An 18,142-nucleotide genomic window follows, 5' to 3' on the forward strand; every position below is an offset into this window, starting at 1 on the left:
AGCGAAACCATCACCCATCGACAAAAAAGAAAGCGCAGGGTCTCCCCCACGCTTCCCTCGAAACTTGCCTTACTTCTTGCCGACCAGCGAAATGGTGTTGAAGGGTTCGCTGCCCAGCGGGCTCGGCACCCAGCCCTTGACGTAGCTGCGGGCGGCGGCGAGCGGCTGGCTGTGGACGATGGGGATGCGGTACATGGCCTTGTAGGTCAGCTCGTGAATCTGGCTGTAGGCGGCCTTGCGCTCGGCTTCGGTCTTGGCGGCGCGGCCCTTTTCGAGCAGGCTCTGAATCTGCACCGAGTTGTAGCCGATGTCGCTGCTGCCGTTGGGGCCGTAGTAGGCCGAGTAGAAGTTGTCGGGGTGGCCGTAGTCGCCGGTCCAGCCGATCATGTACATGTCGAAGCCGGGGGCCTTGTTGCGGTCTTCGAGGTACTTGGCCCAGTCCTCGGTCTTGAGGTTGACCTTGATGCCGATGGCCGCGAGGTCAGCCGCCATCGCTTCGGCAATCGGCTTGGGGCTGGGGAAGTATGGGCGCGACACGGGCATGTACCACAGGTCCATGGCAAAGCCGTTGGGGTAGCCCGCTTCGGCCAGCAGCTTCTTGGCGGCAGCCGGGTCGAACTTGTAGTCGGCGGGAACCTTGCTGCTGTTGTAACGGCTCAGGACCGGGGGCACGAAGCTGGCGTTGCTGGTGCCCAGGCCGGGCCAGAAGGCGTCCACGATGGCTTTCTTGTTCAGCGCCATGCTGACGGCCTGCCGGACCTTGGCGTTCTTGAGGTACTTGTTGCGGTTGTTCAGGCTGACGAAGCCCACGTTGAAGCTCGGACGCTTGACGGCCACCAGATTCTTGTCGTTCTGGATGGAGCGCAGCGAGTCGGGGGCCATGTCGCTGGCGAAGTCGATGGTCCCGGCCTTGAGTTCGTTGAGGCGCTGGCTGGGGTCCTTGATGGCGCGGATAATCAGGGTGGCGACTTTGGGCTTGGTGCCCCAGTAGCTCTTGTTGGCCGTGAGGGTCACGCGGTCGCCGCTGCGCCAGCTCTGGAACACGAAGGGGCCGGTGCCCACCGCCTTGCCTGCGGGGGTGCCGTACTTGGCCCCCTGCGACTTGATGGCAGCGGGGCTGGCGATGCCGAAGTAGCCCGAGGCGATGGCGTCGGGGAACACGCTCGAAGGCTTGTTGAGGTCCACCCGCACGGTGGAGTCGTTGACTTTGACCACGTTCTTGATGACCGAGGTGGCGTCACCCTTGTAGCCGCCGAGCAGGTCGCCCACGATTTCGAAGGTGCGCCCGTCCTTGCGCAGGCCGTAGGGGTGGTTCTTGTCCCACCAGCGCGTCAGGTTGAACACCACCGCGTCGGCGTTAAAAGGCGTGCCGTCGTGGAACTTGACGCCCTTGCGCAGCGTGAAAGTCCAGCTCGTGGCGTTCGCGTTGGGCTTCCAGCTCGTCGCCAGACCCGGCACGAGTTCGGTGGTGCCGTCCTTGAAGTCGATCAGGGTGTCGTAGATCTGGCGCTGCACGTTGATGGAAATCCCGTCGGTGATGTTGCCGGATTCCAGGCTGATGGGTTCGCCGTTGCCCCCGTAGACCAGGGTACCGCTCTGCGCGGCGGCGGTGGGAGAAGCGAGCAGGGCGGCGGTGAGAAGCAGTTTCTTCATGAAGCCTCCAGATCAAGGGCGCACGGAGCAGGCCCTGCCCCTGAGGACGGGCCTGCTGAGTTGCGTGACGCCAGGACGGAAATGATGGCCTCAGGGTAGGGGCGGGCCGGGGGGGTGTCAAGGCGCACGGCGGGGGGGCTGATTGATTCTGCCCACAACGTAAACGCGCTATCCTGTGGGGCGATGACCGCTGCTCCTGCCGACCTTCACGCCCGCGCCCTGCACCTGCTTCAGACCATCTGGGGCTACCCCGAGTTCCGGGGCGTGCAGGCCGACATCGTGGCGCAGGTGGCAGCGGGCGGCAACGCGCTGGTGCTGATGCCCACCGGCGGCGGCAAGAGCCTGTGCTACCAGTTGCCCAGTCTGCTGAGGCCCGGTGTGGGTATCGTCGTTTCGCCGCTGATTGCCCTGATGAAAGACCAGGTGGACACCCTGCGGCAAAACGGCGTGCGGGCGGCTTTTCTCAACTCCACGCTGCTGCCCCACGAGGCGCGGGAGGTGGAGGACTCGCTGCTCGCCGGGCACCTCGACCTGCTGTACGTGGCCCCGGAGCGGCTGCTGCTGCCGCGCACGCTCGAATTGCTCGAACGCGCCCCCGTCGCCCTGTTCGCGGTGGACGAGGCGCACTGTGTCAGCCAGTGGGGGCACGACTTCCGGCCCGAGTACCAGCAACTCAGCGTGCTGCCAGGGCGCTTTCCGGGGCTGCCCCGCGTGGCCCTGACCGCCACCGCCGACGAGCGCACGCGGGCCGACATCAAAAGTGTCTTGCACCTCTGGGACGCGCCGCAGTTCGTGTCCAGTTTCGACCGGCCCAACATCCAGTACCGGGTGGGCCTCAAGGACAGTCCCAAGTCGCAACTGCTGCACTTTATCCGCGAGGAGCACGCCGGGGACGCGGGCATCGTCTATTGCCTCTCGCGCAAGTCGGTGGAAGAGACGGCGAAGTGGCTTTCGGCACAGGGCCTCGACGCGCTCGCCTACCACGCGGGCCTCTCGCCCGCAGAGAGAAACCGCGTGCAGGACCGCTTCCTGAACGAGGAAGGCGTGGTCGTGTGCGCCACCGTCGCCTTCGGCATGGGCATCGACAAGCCCAACGTGCGCTTCGTCGCCCACCTCGACCTGCCCAAGAGCATGGAGGGCTACTACCAGGAAACGGGCCGCGCCGGGCGCGACGGGCTGCCGAGTACCGCGTGGATGGTCTACGGCCTCTCGGACGTGGTCAACGTGCGCCGGATGCTGGCGGGCAGCGACGCGCCGGAGGAGGTCAAGCGGGTGGAAAGCGCCAAGCTCGACGCGCTGCTGACCTACTGCGAGGCCGCCACCTGCCGCCGTCAGGTGCTGCTCCAGTATTTCGGGGAGGACTTGCCGGGGCCGTGCGGCAACTGCGACCTGTGCCACACCCCGCCGCAGGTCCGTGACCTGACGCGGGAAGCGCAGATGGCGCTGAGCGCGGCCATCCGAACTGGCAACCGCTTCGGGGCGGCGCACCTGACCGACGTGCTGCTGGGCCGCGAGACGGACAAGGTGCTGGCGCAGGGGCACCACCTCCTGCCGACCTTCGGCGTGGGCCGGGAGCACGACGAAAAGCTGTGGCGCTCGGTGCTGCGCCAGCTCGTCAGCCTGGGGTATCTCAGCGCCGACGACCATTTCGGGCTGCGGGCCACCGGCAAGTCACGGGCCATTTTGAAAGAGGGCCAGAAACTGCTGCTGCGCGAGGACGCCCTGCTGCCCAAAGCAGGCAAGGGCAAGAGAGAGCGGGCGAGTGCCAGCCGCGCCGCCGTGAGCAGCGAGCACGCGCCGCTGTTCGAGGCGTTGCGGGCCTGGCGCCTTCAGAAAGCGAAGGAACTGGGACTCCCGCCCTACACCATCTTTCACGACGCGACCCTCAGAACCATTGCCGAGCTGCGCCCCGGCAGCCACGCCACGCTGGGCACGGTCAGCGGCGTGGGCGGGCGCAAACTGGCCGCCTACGGGGACGAGGTGTTGCAGGTGGTTCGCGACTTTACCGGCGGCGCGAAGGGTGAGCCGGAAAACCTGCTGGACAGTCCGGCCTTCGACCTAGCAGTGCGCGGCGCCCGCAACAACGGCGCGGTGCTGGACGTGCTCGGCGGTGCCAAGGCCTTGCAGCCCCAGCCCAGGCCCGCGCACCCCGGCGTGCTCGGCGCCCTGCGCGACCTGCGCCGCACCCTGGCCGCCGAGCAGGAGCGCTCGCTGTCGTGGGTGTTTCCGGAAGCGACCCTCGACGACCTCGCCCGCAAGCTGCCCACCCGCACCGAGGAACTGAAGGACATCTTCGGACTGGGCGGGCGGCGCATCCAGTCTTTCGGGGACCGGATTGTAGAAACCATCCGCGCCGAGCTGACGGGAAGAGAGGACAGCCCGGTGGACACCCCGGTCCCCGCCGCGCTGCTCGAGGAAGCGGCGCCGCCCGCCCCCCACCCCGACCTCAGCGAAGCCCTGCGCGAGCTGCGCCGCGAACTGATGCGGGAAACGGGCCACAGCGCCTACGTCGTGTTTACCAACGCCACCCTCGAAGCCCTCGCCGCCCGGCAACCGCGCACACTGGCCGAGCTGACCGAGGTGCCGGGGCTGGGGGAAAAGCGAATCGAGGCGTACGGCGCGCGGATTCTGGATGCGATAGACACGGTGCTGGACGGCTGATACGGATTCCGCTTCATTCCTGCACAGTCGGGCCTATACAGTTGGGAAGGCGCCGCCTGTGCATCCATATCGCAGAATCCGTATTTTTTCCTACTCGCATCCGCTCTGCTGCGCAGCTTTGCAAGTCGGATTGAATCTGAAACGACCAGATTCAATCGGAATCCGTATGAGGGCCGACACGGGGCGGCCCCGCTCCCTTCCGTCCCGTAGCCGTCCGTATCAGCCCGTGTTCCGCACCCCCGCCGCAATCCCCTGAAGCGTGAGCAGCAGCGGGCGCTCGTACTCGTCCAGGCCGCCTTCGCGTGAGCGCGAGCGGCGCAGCAGTTCGACCTGCAGGCGGTGAATGGGGTCGATGTAGGGATTTCGCAGCGCGATGGTTTCTTTCAGGCGCGGCTCGCTCGCCATCAGTTCGCCGCCCACCACACGTTCGACCGCCGCCACCGTGCGGGCGTAGCTGCTGCGCACATGGTCGGCCAGACGATGCCCGTCCGTGCCCAGCAGCGTCAGGTACTCGGCGAACACCAGCGGGTCACTCTTGGCGAGGCTCATCTGCGCGTTGCCCAGCATGGAGCGGAAAAAGGGCCACTCGGCGTACATGCGGGCAGCCAGCTCCGGGCCGATTTCGTCCAGCCCCTCGGCCAGCCCGTACCAGCCGGGGAGGTTGGCGCGGTTTTGCGTCCAGCTCATCACCCAGGGAATGGCGCGGAGGTTTTGCAGCGAGGGTGCTCCGGCGCGGCGCACCGGACGCGAGGCGATATTCAGGCGGCTGATTTCGTGAATGGGCGTGACCCGCTCGAAAAAGGCCAGGAACTCGGGGTCCTGCACGAAGGCGCGGTAGGCCGCCGCACTCGCTTCTGCGGCGCGGGTCATGGCCGCCATGAAGTCGGCGGGGGGGTCACCTGCGGGCCGGGCCGCCGCCAGCAGCACGCCGTACAGGGCCTGTTCCAGATTGCGCCGCGCCAGCACCGGGTGGCTGTACTTGTCGGCCAGGGCTTCACCCTGCTCGGTAATCCGCACGCCCGCGTCGATGGTTCCGGCGGGTTGCCCCAGAATCGCCCGGCTCGCTGGCCCGCCCCCGCGCCCGATGGAGGTGCCGCGCCCGTGGAAAAACCGCCAGCGCACCCCCGCCCGGCGGCACACGTCGCTGATCTTGCGCTGCGCCTCGTGCAAAGCCCAGTTCGCCGCCAGAAAGCCCGCGTCCTTGTTGGAGTCGGAATACCCGAGCATGATTTCCTGGAGGTCGTCGCCCAGCACGGTGCGGTACTCGGGCAGCGAGAGCAGGTCCCGGACAATCTGCGGCGCACGCTGAAGGTCGTCGAGGGTTTCGAACAGCGGCACGGGCAGTACCCGGAAACCCACCTCGCGGGCCAGCAGCAGCGGCTCCAGCACGTCGCTGACGCTTTCGGCCATGGAGATGACGTAGTGCCCGAAGGCACGCTCGCCCACCTGCCGCGCCGCCGCCTGAACTTCGCGGATGGGGCCGATGACCGTTTCGAGCGGCTCGGTCAGCGCCTCGCCCGCAGGCCACAGCGGGCGGCGCGAGCGCAGTTCGCGGGTCAGAACCTGCAGCTTGGCGTCTTCGGACAGCGCGAGGTAATCGGCCTCCACGCCCGCCGCCCGCAGCAGTTCGGCCACCGCCGCGCCCGTTTGCCCGGAATGCTCGCGGATGTCGAGGCTGACCAGATGCTGCCCGAACACGCGGGCCGCCGACAGCAGCGGCATCAGCAGGTGCCGGGCGGTGCGGGCCTGTCCCTCGGCGTGCAGGCGGGCATTCAGGGCTTCCAGACGCGGCAAAAGTTCGACCCGCTCCCCGTCACGCACCGCATCGTGCAGGGCGCGCAACTCGGCGCGGTAGGACCCTTCGGCGGCGTCCTCCTCTTCCTCCTGGCTGAGGTCGGTATAGGCCCGGCGAATGGCCGCCAGCAGCAGCTCCCGCGCCCGCTCGCGGTGCAGGTGCAGCGCCTCGCGGGTGGCCTCGGGGGTCACGAAGGGGTTGCCGTCGCGGTCCCCGCCCATCCACGACGAGAAGCGCAGCGGCACGTGCGCCGCCGTCTCGCGTCCGTACACCTCGCGGAAGGCCCCCGACAGGTCGCGCTCCAGTTTGGGCAGCGCCTCGGCAATCGTGGAAATGTAGTTGAGGCCGCCCTTGACCTCGTCCAGCACGGTGGGCCGCAGTCGCCGCAGCTCGGGCGTGCGCCACAGCGCCTCCACATGCGCCGCCACCCGTTCCTGCGCCGATTCGCGCTCCAGGTCGGGCAACTCGCGGGCGACGTCTTCCAGATGCGAGCGCACGGTGCGGCGGCGCATCTCGGTGGGGTGGGCGGTGAAGGTGAGTTCGAGTTCCACGCGGGCGAGCAGCGCCTCGGTCTCTTCGGCGCTCAGGCCCTGCGCCTTGAGGTCCGCGAGGGCCTGCGCCAGACTCTGCGCCCGCACGCCGCTGCGGCTCTGCAACACCCGCACCCGCTCGTATTCCTCGGCGATGTTGACGAGCTGGAAGTACCACGTGAACGCCCGGGTGAGGTTGGAGGCGTCATGTTCGCTGAGGCCCGAAAGCAGCGCGTTCAGTTCGGCGGGGTCGCCCCCGGAGCGCACGTCGCGCACCAGGGCGCGGGTGCGTTCGACGAGGTCGAAAAACGCCTCGCCCTCCTGCTCTTTCAGGACTTGACCCAGGATGCGGCCCAGGCGGTTGACATCGTTGTTGAGTGCCATGCGGTTTCCCCTTATACGGATTCCGATTGAATCTGGTCGTTTCAGATTCGATCTGAGCGGATGCGAGTAGGAAAAAATACGGATTCTGCGATATGGATGCACAGGCGGCGCTTTCCCGACTGTGCAGGAATGAAGCGGAATCCGTATTATCGGTGCTGATGCTGGTACGAGAGCTTTTCTCAGTCGTCCTCGACGAAACGGTAACGCTCCGCCGCCGCCGCTCTGCCCCCCTCTATCTGGACAATCACGCCGTTGAGTTCGGCGCGGCCCTCCGCCACCCCGTAGCGGTGCGGGCGCTCGGTCAGAAAGCGTCCCAGCGGGCCTTCGATGGCCGAGCCGATGATGGAGTCGTGCGGCCCGGTAAACCCGGCGTCGGTCTGGTAGGCGGTGCCGCCTTTCAGGATGCGGGTATCGGCGGTGGGGACGTGGGTGTGCGTGCCGATGACGGCTGCCACTCGGCCCGCCAGATGCCAGCCCATCGCCTGCTTTTCGCTGGTCGCCTCGGCGTGGAAGTCCACGAAAACGGCGCCGAGGTCGTCGCGCTCCAGCAGGTCGTCCATCGCCCGGAAGGGATTGGACAGCGAGTCCATGAACACGCGGCCCAGCAGGTTGACCACCGTCAGTTTTTCGCCGTTCACGTCGAAGGTGCGCCAGCCCACGCCGGGGGTGCCGGGGTCGGCGTAGTTCAGCGGGCGCACGATGGGATAGGTGTCCTCCGCGAGCATCGGGTAGATGTCCTTGTGATGCCAGGCGTGGTTGCCCAGCGTCAGGCAGCCCGCGCCCGCCTCGAGTGCGCCCCGCGCCGCGTCGCGGTGAATGCCGAACCCCCCCGCCGAGTTTTCCATGTTGACGATGACGAAATCGAACTGCGGGCGAATGACGGGCAGATGGTTCTGAAGGACGCGCCGCCCCGGTTGCCCGAACACGTCGCCGATAAAAAGAACTCGCATGGGGGGAGTGTAGAGGGTCGAGGGGCCAGGGTTGAGGGCCATGACAAGGGCCAGCAAAAAAGCCCCAGCCAGAGCCGGGGCCTTTTGGAAACCGGGAATTACTTCGCGGCGGCGTAGCGCTTCGCCACTTCGTCCCAGTTCACCACGTTCCAGAAGGCGGCGAGGTAGTCGGGGCGGCGGTTCTGGTAGTTGAGGTAGTAGGCGTGCTCCCACACGTCCACACCCAGAATCGGGGTGCCGCTCACGCCCGCCACGGCTTCGCCCATCAGGGGGTTGTCCTGGTTGGCGGTGCTGACCACGTCGAGCTTGCCGTCACGCACAACCAGCCACGCCCAGCCCGAGCCGAAGCGGGTCTTGGCGGCGTCCTCGAACTTCTGCTTGAAGGCGTCGAAAGAACCGAAGGCGCTGCCGATGGCGTCCATCAGCTCGCCGCTCGGCTGGCCGCCTTTGCCCTGGCCCATGACCTGCCAGAACAGGCTGTGGTTGGCGTGGCCGCCCGCGTTGTTGCGCAGGGCGCCCTTCTTGTCGGCGGGCAGCTGGTCGAGCTTCTGAATCAGTTCTTCGACGGGCAGGTCGGCCCACTCGGTGCCTTCGAGCGCCTTGTTCGCGTTGTCCACGTAGGTCTGGTGGTGCTTGGTGTGATGGATTTCCATCGTGCGGGCGTCGATGTGAGGCTCGAGGGCGTCGTAGGCGTAGGGAAGCTGGGGCAGGGTGTAAGCCATGATGAATCCTCCTGGGGGCGGCACTCCGGAAGCAAAGTGGGTTGCCGTCTGACTCTCATCTTACGGCGTCCGGATGAGGAGGACCAAGAGTGTATGCCCTGAAACTGTCAAGGGAACGCCTGTGCGCCGCAGTCCTCAGTGCAGCGGCACGTGCCCCGGAAAGCCCAGCAGGAAGTCGAGCAGGTCGCCCACCATCGCCGAGGCCGTGACCATGCCGCCCGCGCCGCCGCCCGCGAAGATGAGCGAGCCGCATTCCTCGCCCTCGTAGACCATCGCGTTGCGCCCTCCCCCGGCAGCGCACAGCGGGTGGTCGGCGGGCAGACTGCGGGGCGCCACCGTCGCCCGCCAGCCCTCCCCTTCCCGGCGCAGTTCGGCCACCAGCTTGATGCGCTCGCCGCGCTGCCGGGCCTGCTCGATGTCGGCCAGCGTCACGTCCTCGATGCCGCGCACCTCGATCTGCTCATAGGGAAAATTGCCGTCGGCGCAAAACCGCGCCAGCACCGCCAGCTTGTGCGCGGTGTCGAAGCCGCCGACATCCAGCGTGGGGGGGTCCTCGGCGTACCCGAGGGCTTGCGCCTCGGCCAGCGCCGCCGCGTAGTCCTTGCCGCCCTCCATCTGCGTCAGCACGAAGTTGCAGGTGCCGTTCAGGACCGCCTGCAAGCGGGTAAAGGTGCTCGCCCGCAACACGGTGCTCATGGGGCCGATGACGGGCGTTCCGGCCATCACCGACGCCTCGTAGTACAGGTCGCCGCCCAGCGCGTAGGGGCGCAGTTCGTCCCATTTCTCGGCCAGCAGCGCCTTGTTCGCCGTGATGACCGGGCGGCCACTCTTGAGGTAGGGCCGCAGCAGCTCCAGCGGGCGCTCTACGCCGCCCATCGCCTCGATGACCACGCCGCACTCCTGCAAAAAGTCGCAGTTGTCGGTCACGCGAATGCCGGCGGGCAGGTCACGCGGTTTGTTCACGTCGCGCACCAGCACGCCCGCGACCTCGACCCGCACGCCCAGGTCGTCGAAAATGGCCCGGCGGCGCTCGATGAGTTGCAAGACATTCTGGCCCACGGTGCCGCTGCCCAGGACCCCTACGGTGACGGTTCTCACCCGGCGAGTATGGCGCGGCGCGGCGGGCGGGGCGGCGGGGCAGGTTAGAAAGGCAGGGACAAGAAGGAGTCATACGGAGCTGAACTCTTCTTCAGAGATGTCGGAAAGGCGCCGGATGCCCGTCCATCTCCTTAAAACCGTATTTTTTCCATGCGCTCCGCGCAAAATTGCGCCCGGACATGTCCGGGACTCAATTTGAAACCGTATCACTCTGCTTCGCAGCTTTACAAATCCGTTCGGAAAAAGAGTTTGATGATCCAAACTATTTTTCAAAGTGGTATCAGCAAACAGCCGGCCCCCGAAGCTGCCTAAACAGTTGACCTTTTTGGTCATCTTTAGGGCCTACCCTGCGAGGCAGGTCGGTGCCGCGCCGCTCGGGGCGGCGCAACAGACCACCCGCGCCACCCTCTCGCCCGCCCGCTCTTCCTGACCCGCCCCCCCCTCCAAGGAGCTTCCATGAACCGCACCCGTTTGCTGCTGCTCGCCGCCCTGACCTTACCCAGCGCCACTGTCCAGAGTGCCGGCGCCCAAAGTGCTGCCACCGTGCGGCTGGGGTACTTTCCCAACCTGACGCACGCTCCGGCGCTCGTGGGGCTGGAGCGCGGCACCTTTCAAAAGGCGCTGGGCAAAACCCAGCTCGACGCCCGCACCTTCGTTTCGGGCACCACGCTCTCCGAGGCGTTCGCGGCGGGTCAGCTTGATTTGGCCTATATCGGGCCGGGGCCGGCCATCAGCGCGGCCAGTCGGGGCATGCCGCTGCAAATTCTGGCAGGCGCCGCCGAAGCGGGGGCGGTGCTCGTCGCCCGCAAAGACAGCGGCGTCCGCTCGGCGCGCGACCTCGCCGGTAAGGTCGTCGCCGTGCCCAGCCTGGGCAACACCCAGGACATCAGCCTGCGGCACCTGCTCGGCGAAAACGGCCTGAAGGACAAGGCGGCGGGCGGCAACGTCACCGTGGTGCCGATTCCCCCGGCAGACGTGGTGGCGGCCTTCGCGGGCAAGCGGGCCGACGCCGCCCTGGTGCCCGAGCCCTGGGGCGCGGCGCTCGAAGCGCAGGGGCACCGGGTCATCGGCAACGAGAAGACCGTGTGGCGCGGTGGCCGCTACCCCAGCGCCATCCTGATCGTGAACACCCGGTTCGCGCAGGCCAACCCCGACCTCGTGGCCGCCTTTCTGAAAGCCCACGCGAGCGCCGTGGCGTTCCTGAACAAGTCGCCCGCCGCCGCCCAGAACGCCGTGAACCGGCAGCTGCAGAAACTGACCGGCGAAGCGCTCAACCTGCGCGTGCTGCAACGTGCCTACGCCCGCACCCGTTTCACCACCGCCATCGACCCGGCGGCCCTCCAGGAATACGCCGACCTGAACGTGGAAGCCGGCTACATTCGCCGGACGCCTGACCTCAAGACGCTGATTCGGCGCTAAACCGCAAAAGAGAGCCCCTCCCCGCACAGGCCGTGGGGAGGGGCTCTCTGGCCCGGCCAGGTACTTATACGGATTCCGATTGAATCTGGTCGTTTCAGATTCAATCCGACTTGCAAAGCTGCGCAGCAGAGCGGATGCGAGTAGGAAAAAATACGGATTCCGCGATATGGATGCACAGGCGGCGCTTTCCCGACTGTGCAGGAATGAAGGGAATCCGTATTAGCGCAGCGGCCGCCCCAGCACTTCCCGGCCGCCGAGATACGGGCGCAGCGCGGCGGGCACGCGCACGGTTCCATCACGCTGCTGGTGGTTTTCGAGCAGCGGCACCAGGATGCGCGGGCTGGCGACGCCGGTGTTGTTGAGGGTATGGGCGTAGAGCAGTTTGCCGTTCTCGTCGCGGTAGCGCAGGCCGGTGCGGCGGGCCTGCCAGTCGCCCAGGTACGAGCAGGAGTGGGTTTCGCGGTACTGCTGCTCGCTCGGCACCCAGGTTTCGATGTCGTACATCAGCACCTTGCCCGCGCCCATGTCGCCGGTGCAGTTCTGAATGACGCGGTAGGGCAGTTCGAGCGCCTGCAAGATGCCCTCGGCGTTGGCAAGCAGCTTCTCGAACCACTTCAGGCCCTCTTCCTGGCTGGCCTCGCACAGCACGTACTGCTCGACCTTGCGGAACTCGTGGACGCGAATCAGCCCGCGCACGTCGCGCCCGGCGCTCCCGGCCTCACGGCGGAAGGCGGCGCTCAGGCCCGCGAACGTCATCGGCAACTGTTCGTAGGAGAGCTGCTCGCCCGCATACAGGCTGTTGATGGGCACCTCGGCGGTTCCGGCAAGCAGGAGGTCGTCGTCCCCCAGCTTGTAGACCGATTCCTCGTCGCCGGGAAAGTGGCCGGAGTTAACCAGCGTTTCGCGCCGGACCAGTGCGGTGGTCGAGAGCGGGGTAAAGCCGCGCTGCGCGAGGAAATCCATCGCGAACATCAGCACGGCCATTTCCAGCAGCGCCGCTTCGCCTTTCAGGAGGTAGCTGCGGCTGCCCGACACGCGGGCCACGCGCTCGAAGTCGGCCCAGCCCTGCTTTTCCAGAATCTCGACCTGGTCGAGCGGCGTGAAGTCGAAGCTGGGCAACGTGCCTTCGCGCCTCAGCTCCACGTTGTCCTCGTCGTCCTTGCCGACGGGCACGCTGGGTAGAGGAATGTTGGGCACGCGCAGCAGCAGTTGCCTCAGGGCGTCCTCGGCCCCGCGCAGCTCGGGTTCGAGCGCCTTGAGTTCTTCGCCCAGGTCCTTGCCCCTCTGGATCAGGGCGGGACGCTCCTCGGGGCTGGCCTTGGGCACGAGCTTGGCGTTGGCGTTGCGCTCGGTCTGCATGGCCTCTACGCGCTGCTTGAGGGCCACGAGGTCGCGGTCACGTTGCAGCAGGTCGCCCAGGTCGAGGGCCACGTTCTTGACCCGAATGGCCTCGCGCACGGCGTCCGGATTCTCGCGGATGAATTTCAGGTCGAGCATGTCAGTCGGCCTCGACGGTGCGCGGCACGCGAATAAACCCGCCCTCGGTTTCGGGAGCGAGCGCCGACACCACGCTTTGCGGGAACGTTTCGCCGGGCACGTCGTCACGCAGGACATTGACGAGCGTGACGGGGCGCTGCATAGGCTCGGCGCCCCCGGTGGGTACGTCTCTGAGCTGCTCGAAGTAGCCGAGAACGCGCGTCAGGTCGTCCTGCATGGTCTGGCGCTCCTCGGCGGTCAGTTCCAGCCGGGCCAGCGCCGCGAGATGGTCGATTTGGGCCGCGTCAATCATGCGCCGGAGTATAGAGCCGCCTGCCTGACCTGCCCACGCTGCCCGCGACCTGACGGTGGAGGTTGGCGGTGGAGGGTGGCGGTAGAGGGTGGTGGAGGCTGCCGCAGTGGGGGGGGGTGAGGGGGGAGTGTAAACGTCGCCGGGGTCAGCGTGGGGGCACAGACCCTAAACTTCCGGTCTGATGATTGCTTATCTGTCCGGCGTGGTGCGCGAGGTGCGCGAGGGAAGCGCCGTGGTCGTCGCAGGCGGCGTGGGCTACGAGGTGCAGTGCCCGGCGGGGATGCTCGCCCGGCTCAGGCCCGGAGAAGCCGCCGAGTTTTCCACCCGCTTCATCGTCCGCGAGGACGCGCAGCTCCTGTTCGGGTTTCCCGACGCCGACCACCTCAAGCTGTTCGACCTGCTCACCAGCGTGTCCGGGGTGGGACCCAAACTCGCCCTCGCCCTGCTCTCGGCCATGCCGCTGTCGGCCCTGGCGGCGGGGCTGCTCGGCAGCGACGTGAAGCTGCTCTCCAGCGTGTCGGGCGTGGGCAAAAAGACCGCCGAGCGCCTCGCCCTGGAGCTGAGCGGCAAGGTGCCCGAACACCTCGCGGCGAGCGGCGGCGCGGCGGGCAGCACACGTCAGGCGCGGGTGAGCAGCACGGCGGGCCACGACGCGGTGGACGCGCTGCTGGCGCTGGGGTTCCGCGAGGCGCAGGTGCGGGCGGCGGTGGCCGAGCTGCTGGGGGCTGACCCCGAGGCCAGCGCCGACACCCTGATTCGCAAGGCCCTCGGGCGGCTGCGGTGACGCAGGGCCAACCCGACGACCTGAGCCTGCAGCAGCAGACGGTCAGTAACCACGCCGCCCAGGAGCAGGCGGGCGACGTGCCCGGCACCCCCCCGGGGCAGGAACAGAAGGTCAGCTGGCTGGAGCTGTTTTTCGACCTGATTTTCGTGGTGGCGTTCGACCAGCTCGCCAAGCGGCTGGGGGACTCGGTCAGCCCGGTCAACATCGGCATTTTCGCGCTGATGTTCACGGCCATCTGGTGGGCCTGGGCCAGCAACTCGACCTTTGCGGCCCGCTACGGCAACGAAAGCCGCGTGTACCGCTGGGGCACGGTGGGCGAGCTGATCTCGGTGGCACTGCTGGCGGTGATCTTGCGCGGCGACCTCGCGCAGACCGGGACGTATTTCGCGCTCGCGTTCGGCATGAACCGCCTGCTGCACGCCGGGCTGCACCTGTGGGCCGACCGCGCGACGCCCGACGAGGTCACCTTCTCGCGCCGTACGGCGGGCGTGGTGGGGGGCGCGGCGCTGCTGTGGCTGGGTTCGGCCCTGCTGCCGGGCGGCTCGCAGACGCAACTGCTCGTCTGGGGCGCGGCGCTGCTGGTGGACCTGCTCGTCCCGCTGCTCGCCCGCCGCCGCAACCTTCAGGCCCTGCCGCACGAGGGGCACCTGCCCGAGCGGGTGGGCCTGCTTCAGATCATCGCGCTGGGGGCCATCATCACCGAAGTGGTGTCGGGCAGTCGGCAGCAGAAACTCGGCTGGGTCACGCTGCTCCCGGCCTTCTTCTCGATTCTGACCGTGGTGTCGCTCTGGCGGCTGTACTTCGATCAGGCCCGCGCCCTGCCGCTGCTCCAGGCCCGCACACAGGGCCGCCTCAGCGGGACGCTGGCCTGGCTCTACGGTCACCTGCCCTTTACCCTCAGCGTGGTCATGCTGGGGGTGGGATTGGGACACGGCATCAGCAGCGACACTGCCGAGGAGGTCGCCGCGCAGCAGCAGTTCGTGGTGTGGCCGCTGGCGGGAGCGCTGGTCACCCTGGCGTTTCTGCGCTGGAATTCGCGCCGAACGGCAGGCATCACCGGCGGGGACCGCAGCCTGACCGCGCTGCTGCTCGGCGCCCTGCTCGTGGCGGGACTGAGCGCCGTGGACCTCGACGCCCGGCAGCTTCAGGGCACGGTCGCCGCGCTGATGGTCCTTCTGGCCACCCTGGTCGCCACCGACCCGGCGACCCGGCGCCTGGGCAAGATCGAGGAAAAGATCACTGAGCAGCTCGAAGAACAGGCCGAAGAGCAGGCTGAGGAGCAGGCCGAGCAGCGGGCCAGCGCCTGAGCATGCCTCCTCACCGCCTCGCGCTGACCGTCACCGCCGCGCTGCTGCTCGCGCTGCTCGTGCTCGGGCTGTCGCTGCAACTCGGCTGGCGGCGCGATTCGCCGGGCAAACGGCTGGCCCGCTGGCCGCACCACGCGCTGTTTTTTGCGGTGTGCCTGGGCGTCGGCCTGTCTGGTGTTCTCGCGGGCACGCGCGGCCTGTGGCTATTGCCCGCGCTGGCGCTGCTGCTGAGTATGCCGCGCACCAAACCGGGCCGGGGGGACCACTGGCGGCGGGCGCTGGCCTGTGCGCTGGCGTTCGGGGCGGGGCTGTGGGGGGCCTGGTAAAGGCACGGGGCTTTTTTCGCGCTTTCCCGCGCTAGCCTGCCGGGCGATGGAACTGATTGAAGGCATGCTCGCCCGGCGCACCACCAACGGCCCTTTTCGACCCGACCCCGTGAGCCGCGAGCACCAGCACCTGCTGATGCGCGCAGCGCAGGCGGCGCCCAGCCACTTCAATTCGCAGCCCTGGCGCTTCGTGCTGATCGAAGACCCCCGGACGATTGCGCGGGTGGCCGAAATTGCGGGGCAGAGCATGACCGAACTGATCGAGGCGGGCGTCTTTTTCGAGCGCTATCGCCGCTACTTCCGCTTCTCCGAGCAGGAGATGAATGAGCGGCGCGACGGCATTCATATCGACCGGCTGCCGGGACCGCTGAGGCCCTTTACCCGGCAGGTATTTTCCGACGCGGGGCTGAAGCTGATGCGGCAACTCGGCGTGCCGAAAAAACTGGGTGAAGACAACCGCAAGCTGGTGGCGGGCAGTCCGCTGCTGCTCGCCGCGCTGCTCGACAAGACCGAGTACCGACCCGGCGAACTCAGCGGGTTCTACTCGGTCTTCGGCCTCGGCGCAGCGATGGAAAACATCTGGAACGCCGTGGGCGCACTGAACATGGGCATTCAGTTCGTCAGCACGCCGATGGAGATTCCGCGCCACTGGCAGGCCATTCAGGAGCTGCTAAGCGTGCCGGACGACCTCGAACTGATGGCCGTCTACCGTCTGGGCTACCTGCCCGAAGACGAGGCGCGGCCCTCCATCGACTGGAGCAGCCGCCACCGCAAACGGCTGGAGCAGTTCGTCTTCCGTGAAAGCTGTGAACGGCCCGAACTGGAGTGACGCCACACGCCCGGTTTTTCCCGCGCCCTTGCCCTCATCGGGCATAATCGGGGCCGATGAGTACCCACTCCAATATTCGTGACCTTGGGCAACACGTCGGGCAGACCGTCCGGGTCCATGCCTGGCTGCAAGACAAGTCCGGCAAAGGCAAAATCCAGTTTCTGAAGCTGCGCGACGGCTCCGGCTTCGTGCAGGGCACCGTGTTCAAGGGCGACGTGTCCGAAGACGTGTTCGAGGCCGCCAAGCGCCTGACGCAGGAACAGGCCGTGACCGTCACGGGCGAAGTGCGGGCCGACGAACGCGCTCCCGGCGGCGTGGAACTCAGCGTGCGCGACCTGCAAGTGATTTCGGAAAACGCGGGCGAATACCCCATCACGCCCAAGGAACACGGCATCGAGTTCCTGATGGACCACCGCCACCTCTGGCTGCGTCACCGCCGCCCCTGGGCGATTCTGCGGGTGCGCGACTGCATTCAGCGCGGCATCGTCGAGTTTTTTCACGGCGAAGGCTTCGTGCGCTTCGACGCGCCGTTTTTCACGCCCAACGCCGCCGAGGACACCACCGAACTCTTCGAAATCGACCTCTTCGGCGAGGACAAGGCGTACCTCTCTCAGACCGGGCAGCTCCACGCCGAGGCGGGCGCCTTCGCGTTCGGCAAGGTCTACACTTTCGGCCCCACCTTCCGCGCCGAGAAGTCCAAGACCCGGCGCCACCTGCTCGAATTCTGGATGATCGAACCCGAAGTCGCGCCCAGCAGCCACGCCGAGAACATGGCGCTGCAAGAGCGCATGGTCAGCTTTCTGGTGCGTAAAGTCCTGAGCGAATGCCAAACCGAACTCGACCTGCTGGGCCGCGACGTGTCCAAGCTGGCCGGGGCGGCCGAAGGGAACTACCCCCGCGTGACCTACACCGAGGCGCTGGACATCATCCGCCAGCACATTGAAGACCGCGACCTGCCGCCCAACGTGCAAGACGACGTTCAGCCCGTCGAGTGGGGCGACGACCTCGGTGCGCCGCACGAAACCATCCTGGGCCACCATTTCGACCGCCCCGTCATCATCGAGAAGTACCCGGTCGGCATCAAAGCCTTCTACATGCAGCCCGACCCCGCCGACCCCCGCGTGGCCCTGTGCGACGACATGATCGCCCCCGAAGGCTACGGCGAAATCATCGGCGGCTCGGAGCGCATCCACGACTACGACCTGCTCAAATCGCGCATCGAGGCGCAGGGGCTGCCGATGGACGCGTTCGAGTGGTACCTCGACCTGCGCCGGGTGGGGAGCATGCCCCACGCGGGCTACGGCATGGGCCTGGAGCGCTTCATTGCCTGGGTCACGGGCATCGACCACATCCGCGAGGCGATTCCCTTCCCGCGCATGCTGACGCGCATGTTCCCCTGAGGGGAGCAGAGGGCGCAGGGTAGAGAGCAGAGGGCAAAAAGGGAGGGAGGGCCGCGCCGCCTTCCCTCTCCCCTCTTTTTGACGATTATTTCTGGACGGGCGGCTTACGAATGGCCGCGAACAGCAGCGCGAAGACAATGACCGTGAACAGGTAACTCACCAGCGAGGCCGCCGGGGTCATCGCCGGGTTGAGCGCGTCGGACGAGAACTTGTAGATGGCGTAGGGCACCGCCCAGCCGAGCGCGTACAGTCCGGCGCGGCGAAGGTACTCGGGGGTCATGGCCGCCTGCGGAAAGATGCGCAGCGGCAGCACCATCGCCGGAAGAATCAGAAGCTGAACGAGATAAAACCACACAGGCAGGCGGTCGAAGCCGTGGTCGAGTCCGGCAAACAGGACATTGACCCCGGCGATCAACAGGCCCGTCAGCAGGGCGGAGCGGAGAAAGGCAGAGTTCATCACCGGGCATCATTCCACGCGCCAGCTGCCAGCAGACG

At 67.2% G+C, this 18,142-nt stretch carries 15 protein-coding genes; 7 read left to right on the top strand and 8 right to left on the bottom strand.

Annotated features, from left to right (window positions below):
* Positions 1 to 69 precede the first annotated feature (69 nt).
* Positions 70 to 1,653: an ABC transporter substrate-binding protein gene (locus G6R31_RS05740; RefSeq protein ID WP_017869871.1), complete on the bottom strand. Its 1,584-nt coding sequence runs from the start codon at positions 1,651 to 1,653 to the stop codon at positions 70 to 72.
* 183 nt (positions 1,654 to 1,836) lie between these two features.
* Between G6R31_RS05740 and recQ the strand changes: the two genes are divergently transcribed.
* A complete protein-coding gene (recQ, locus tag G6R31_RS05745) occupies positions 1,837 to 4,314 on the top strand; it encodes a DNA helicase RecQ (RefSeq protein WP_017869872.1) in 2,478 nt (825 codons plus the stop codon).
* A 219-nt stretch (positions 4,315 to 4,533) separates the two neighbouring features.
* Here the strand turns inward: recQ and G6R31_RS05750 are convergent, their stop codons facing one another.
* The 4 genes from G6R31_RS05750 to G6R31_RS05765 all read right to left on the bottom strand — a co-directional run bounded on the left by G6R31_RS05750 (position 4,534) and on the right by G6R31_RS05765 (position 9,793).
* Positions 4,534 to 7,023, bottom strand: a complete 2,490-nt coding sequence (locus tag G6R31_RS05750) for a phosphoenolpyruvate carboxylase (RefSeq protein ID WP_017869873.1) — start codon at positions 7,021 to 7,023, stop codon at positions 4,534 to 4,536.
* Between the two features lie 179 nt (positions 7,024 to 7,202).
* Positions 7,203 to 7,973: a TIGR00282 family metallophosphoesterase gene (locus G6R31_RS05755; RefSeq protein ID WP_025568031.1), complete on the bottom strand. Its 771-nt coding sequence runs from the start codon at positions 7,971 to 7,973 to the stop codon at positions 7,203 to 7,205.
* A gap of 98 nt (positions 7,974 to 8,071) precedes the next feature.
* Entirely contained in the window at positions 8,072 to 8,695 is a 624-nt protein-coding gene (gene sodA, locus G6R31_RS05760) for a superoxide dismutase [Mn] (RefSeq protein ID WP_017869875.1), read from the bottom strand.
* Positions 8,696 to 8,830: 135 nt separating this feature from the next.
* Positions 8,831 to 9,793, bottom strand: a complete 963-nt coding sequence (locus G6R31_RS05765) for a homoserine dehydrogenase (protein ID WP_025568029.1) — start codon at positions 9,791 to 9,793, stop codon at positions 8,831 to 8,833.
* A gap of 456 nt (positions 9,794 to 10,249) precedes the next feature.
* On the opposite strand from G6R31_RS05765, the gene G6R31_RS05770 reads away from it, so the two are divergent.
* Positions 10,250 to 11,212 carry an aliphatic sulfonate ABC transporter substrate-binding protein gene (locus G6R31_RS05770; protein WP_017869877.1) on the top strand — a complete coding sequence of 321 codons (963 nt, stop codon included), beginning with the start codon at positions 10,250 to 10,252 and terminating at the stop codon, positions 11,210 to 11,212.
* A gap of 219 nt (positions 11,213 to 11,431) precedes the next feature.
* Here G6R31_RS05770 and serS read toward each other — a convergent pair whose 3' ends face one another.
* Both serS and gatC read right to left on the bottom strand, forming a co-directional pair.
* Positions 11,432 to 12,709 carry a serine--tRNA ligase gene (serS, locus tag G6R31_RS05775; protein ID WP_164993967.1) on the bottom strand — a complete coding sequence of 426 codons (1,278 nt, stop codon included), beginning with the start codon at positions 12,707 to 12,709 and terminating at the stop codon, positions 11,432 to 11,434.
* Position 12,710: 1 nt separating this feature from the next.
* Positions 12,711 to 13,001 carry an Asp-tRNA(Asn)/Glu-tRNA(Gln) amidotransferase subunit GatC gene (gene gatC / locus G6R31_RS05780; protein WP_017869879.1) on the bottom strand — a complete coding sequence of 97 codons (291 nt, stop codon included), beginning with the start codon at positions 12,999 to 13,001 and terminating at the stop codon, positions 12,711 to 12,713.
* A 181-nt stretch (positions 13,002 to 13,182) separates the two neighbouring features.
* Between gatC and ruvA the strand changes: the two genes are divergently transcribed.
* From ruvA to asnS, 5 genes are read left to right on the top strand one after another with little or no spacing between them, the layout of a single operon-like run.
* On the top strand, positions 13,183 to 13,785 hold the full coding sequence (ruvA, locus tag G6R31_RS05785) for a Holliday junction branch migration protein RuvA (protein WP_017869880.1): 603 nt from the start codon (positions 13,183 to 13,185) through the stop codon (positions 13,783 to 13,785).
* On the top strand, positions 13,782 to 15,092 hold the full coding sequence (locus G6R31_RS05790; RefSeq protein WP_017869881.1) for a low temperature requirement protein A: 1,311 nt from the start codon (positions 13,782 to 13,784) through the stop codon (positions 15,090 to 15,092). The genes ruvA and G6R31_RS05790 overlap by 4 nt, the downstream gene beginning before the upstream one ends.
* A 2-nt stretch (positions 15,093 to 15,094) precedes the next feature.
* Entirely contained in the window at positions 15,095 to 15,418 is a 324-nt protein-coding gene (locus G6R31_RS05795; RefSeq protein WP_017869882.1) for a hypothetical protein, read from the top strand.
* 46 nt (positions 15,419 to 15,464) lie between these two features.
* On the top strand, positions 15,465 to 16,247 hold the full coding sequence (locus tag G6R31_RS05800) for a nitroreductase family protein (protein ID WP_017869883.1): 783 nt from the start codon (positions 15,465 to 15,467) through the stop codon (positions 16,245 to 16,247).
* 56 nt (positions 16,248 to 16,303) lie between these two features.
* A complete protein-coding gene (gene asnS, locus G6R31_RS05805) occupies positions 16,304 to 17,647 on the top strand; it encodes an asparagine--tRNA ligase (protein WP_017869884.1) in 1,344 nt (447 codons plus the stop codon).
* A gap of 85 nt (positions 17,648 to 17,732) precedes the next feature.
* Here asnS and G6R31_RS05810 read toward each other — a convergent pair whose 3' ends face one another.
* The gene (locus G6R31_RS05810) at positions 17,733 to 18,104 is read right to left on the bottom strand and encodes a hypothetical protein (RefSeq protein ID WP_017869885.1); all 372 of its coding nucleotides are present in this window, start codon (positions 18,102 to 18,104) and stop codon (positions 17,733 to 17,735) included.
* Between the last annotated feature and the right edge of the window lie 38 nt (positions 18,105 to 18,142).

This window comes from Deinococcus wulumuqiensis R12 (assembly GCF_011067105.1).
Taxonomy (GTDB): Bacteria; Deinococcota; Deinococci; order Deinococcales; family Deinococcaceae; genus Deinococcus; species Deinococcus wulumuqiensis.

Bases quoted from the DNA above. Each gene is read 5' to 3' on its own strand.
- G6R31_RS05770 (WP_017869877.1), top strand. From the start codon at position 10,250: ATGAACCGCACCCGTTTGCTGCTGCTCGCCGCCCTGACCTTACCCAGC.
- G6R31_RS05795 (WP_017869882.1), top strand. From the start codon at position 15,095: ATGCCTCCTCACCGCCTCGCGCTGACCGTCACCGCCGCGCTGCTGCTC.
- sodA (WP_017869875.1), bottom strand. From the start codon at position 8,695: ATGGCTTACACCCTGCCCCAGCTTCCCTACGCCTACGACGCCCTCGAG.
- gatC (WP_017869879.1), bottom strand. From the start codon at position 13,001: ATGATTGACGCGGCCCAAATCGACCATCTCGCGGCGCTGGCCCGGCTG.
- G6R31_RS05810 (WP_017869885.1), bottom strand. From the start codon at position 18,104: ATGAACTCTGCCTTTCTCCGCTCCGCCCTGCTGACGGGCCTGTTGATC.
- G6R31_RS05800 (WP_017869883.1), top strand. From the start codon at position 15,465: ATGGAACTGATTGAAGGCATGCTCGCCCGGCGCACCACCAACGGCCCT.
- ruvA (WP_017869880.1), top strand. From the start codon at position 13,183: ATGATTGCTTATCTGTCCGGCGTGGTGCGCGAGGTGCGCGAGGGAAGC.
- G6R31_RS05750 (WP_017869873.1), bottom strand. From the start codon at position 7,023: ATGGCACTCAACAACGATGTCAACCGCCTGGGCCGCATCCTGGGTCAA.
- asnS (WP_017869884.1), top strand. From the start codon at position 16,304: ATGAGTACCCACTCCAATATTCGTGACCTTGGGCAACACGTCGGGCAG.
- recQ (WP_017869872.1), top strand. From the start codon at position 1,837: ATGACCGCTGCTCCTGCCGACCTTCACGCCCGCGCCCTGCACCTGCTT.
- G6R31_RS05740 (WP_017869871.1), bottom strand. From the start codon at position 1,653: ATGAAGAAACTGCTTCTCACCGCCGCCCTGCTCGCTTCTCCCACCGCC.
- serS (WP_164993967.1), bottom strand. From the start codon at position 12,709: ATGCTCGACCTGAAATTCATCCGCGAGAATCCGGACGCCGTGCGCGAG.
- G6R31_RS05755 (WP_025568031.1), bottom strand. From the start codon at position 7,973: ATGCGAGTTCTTTTTATCGGCGACGTGTTCGGGCAACCGGGGCGGCGC.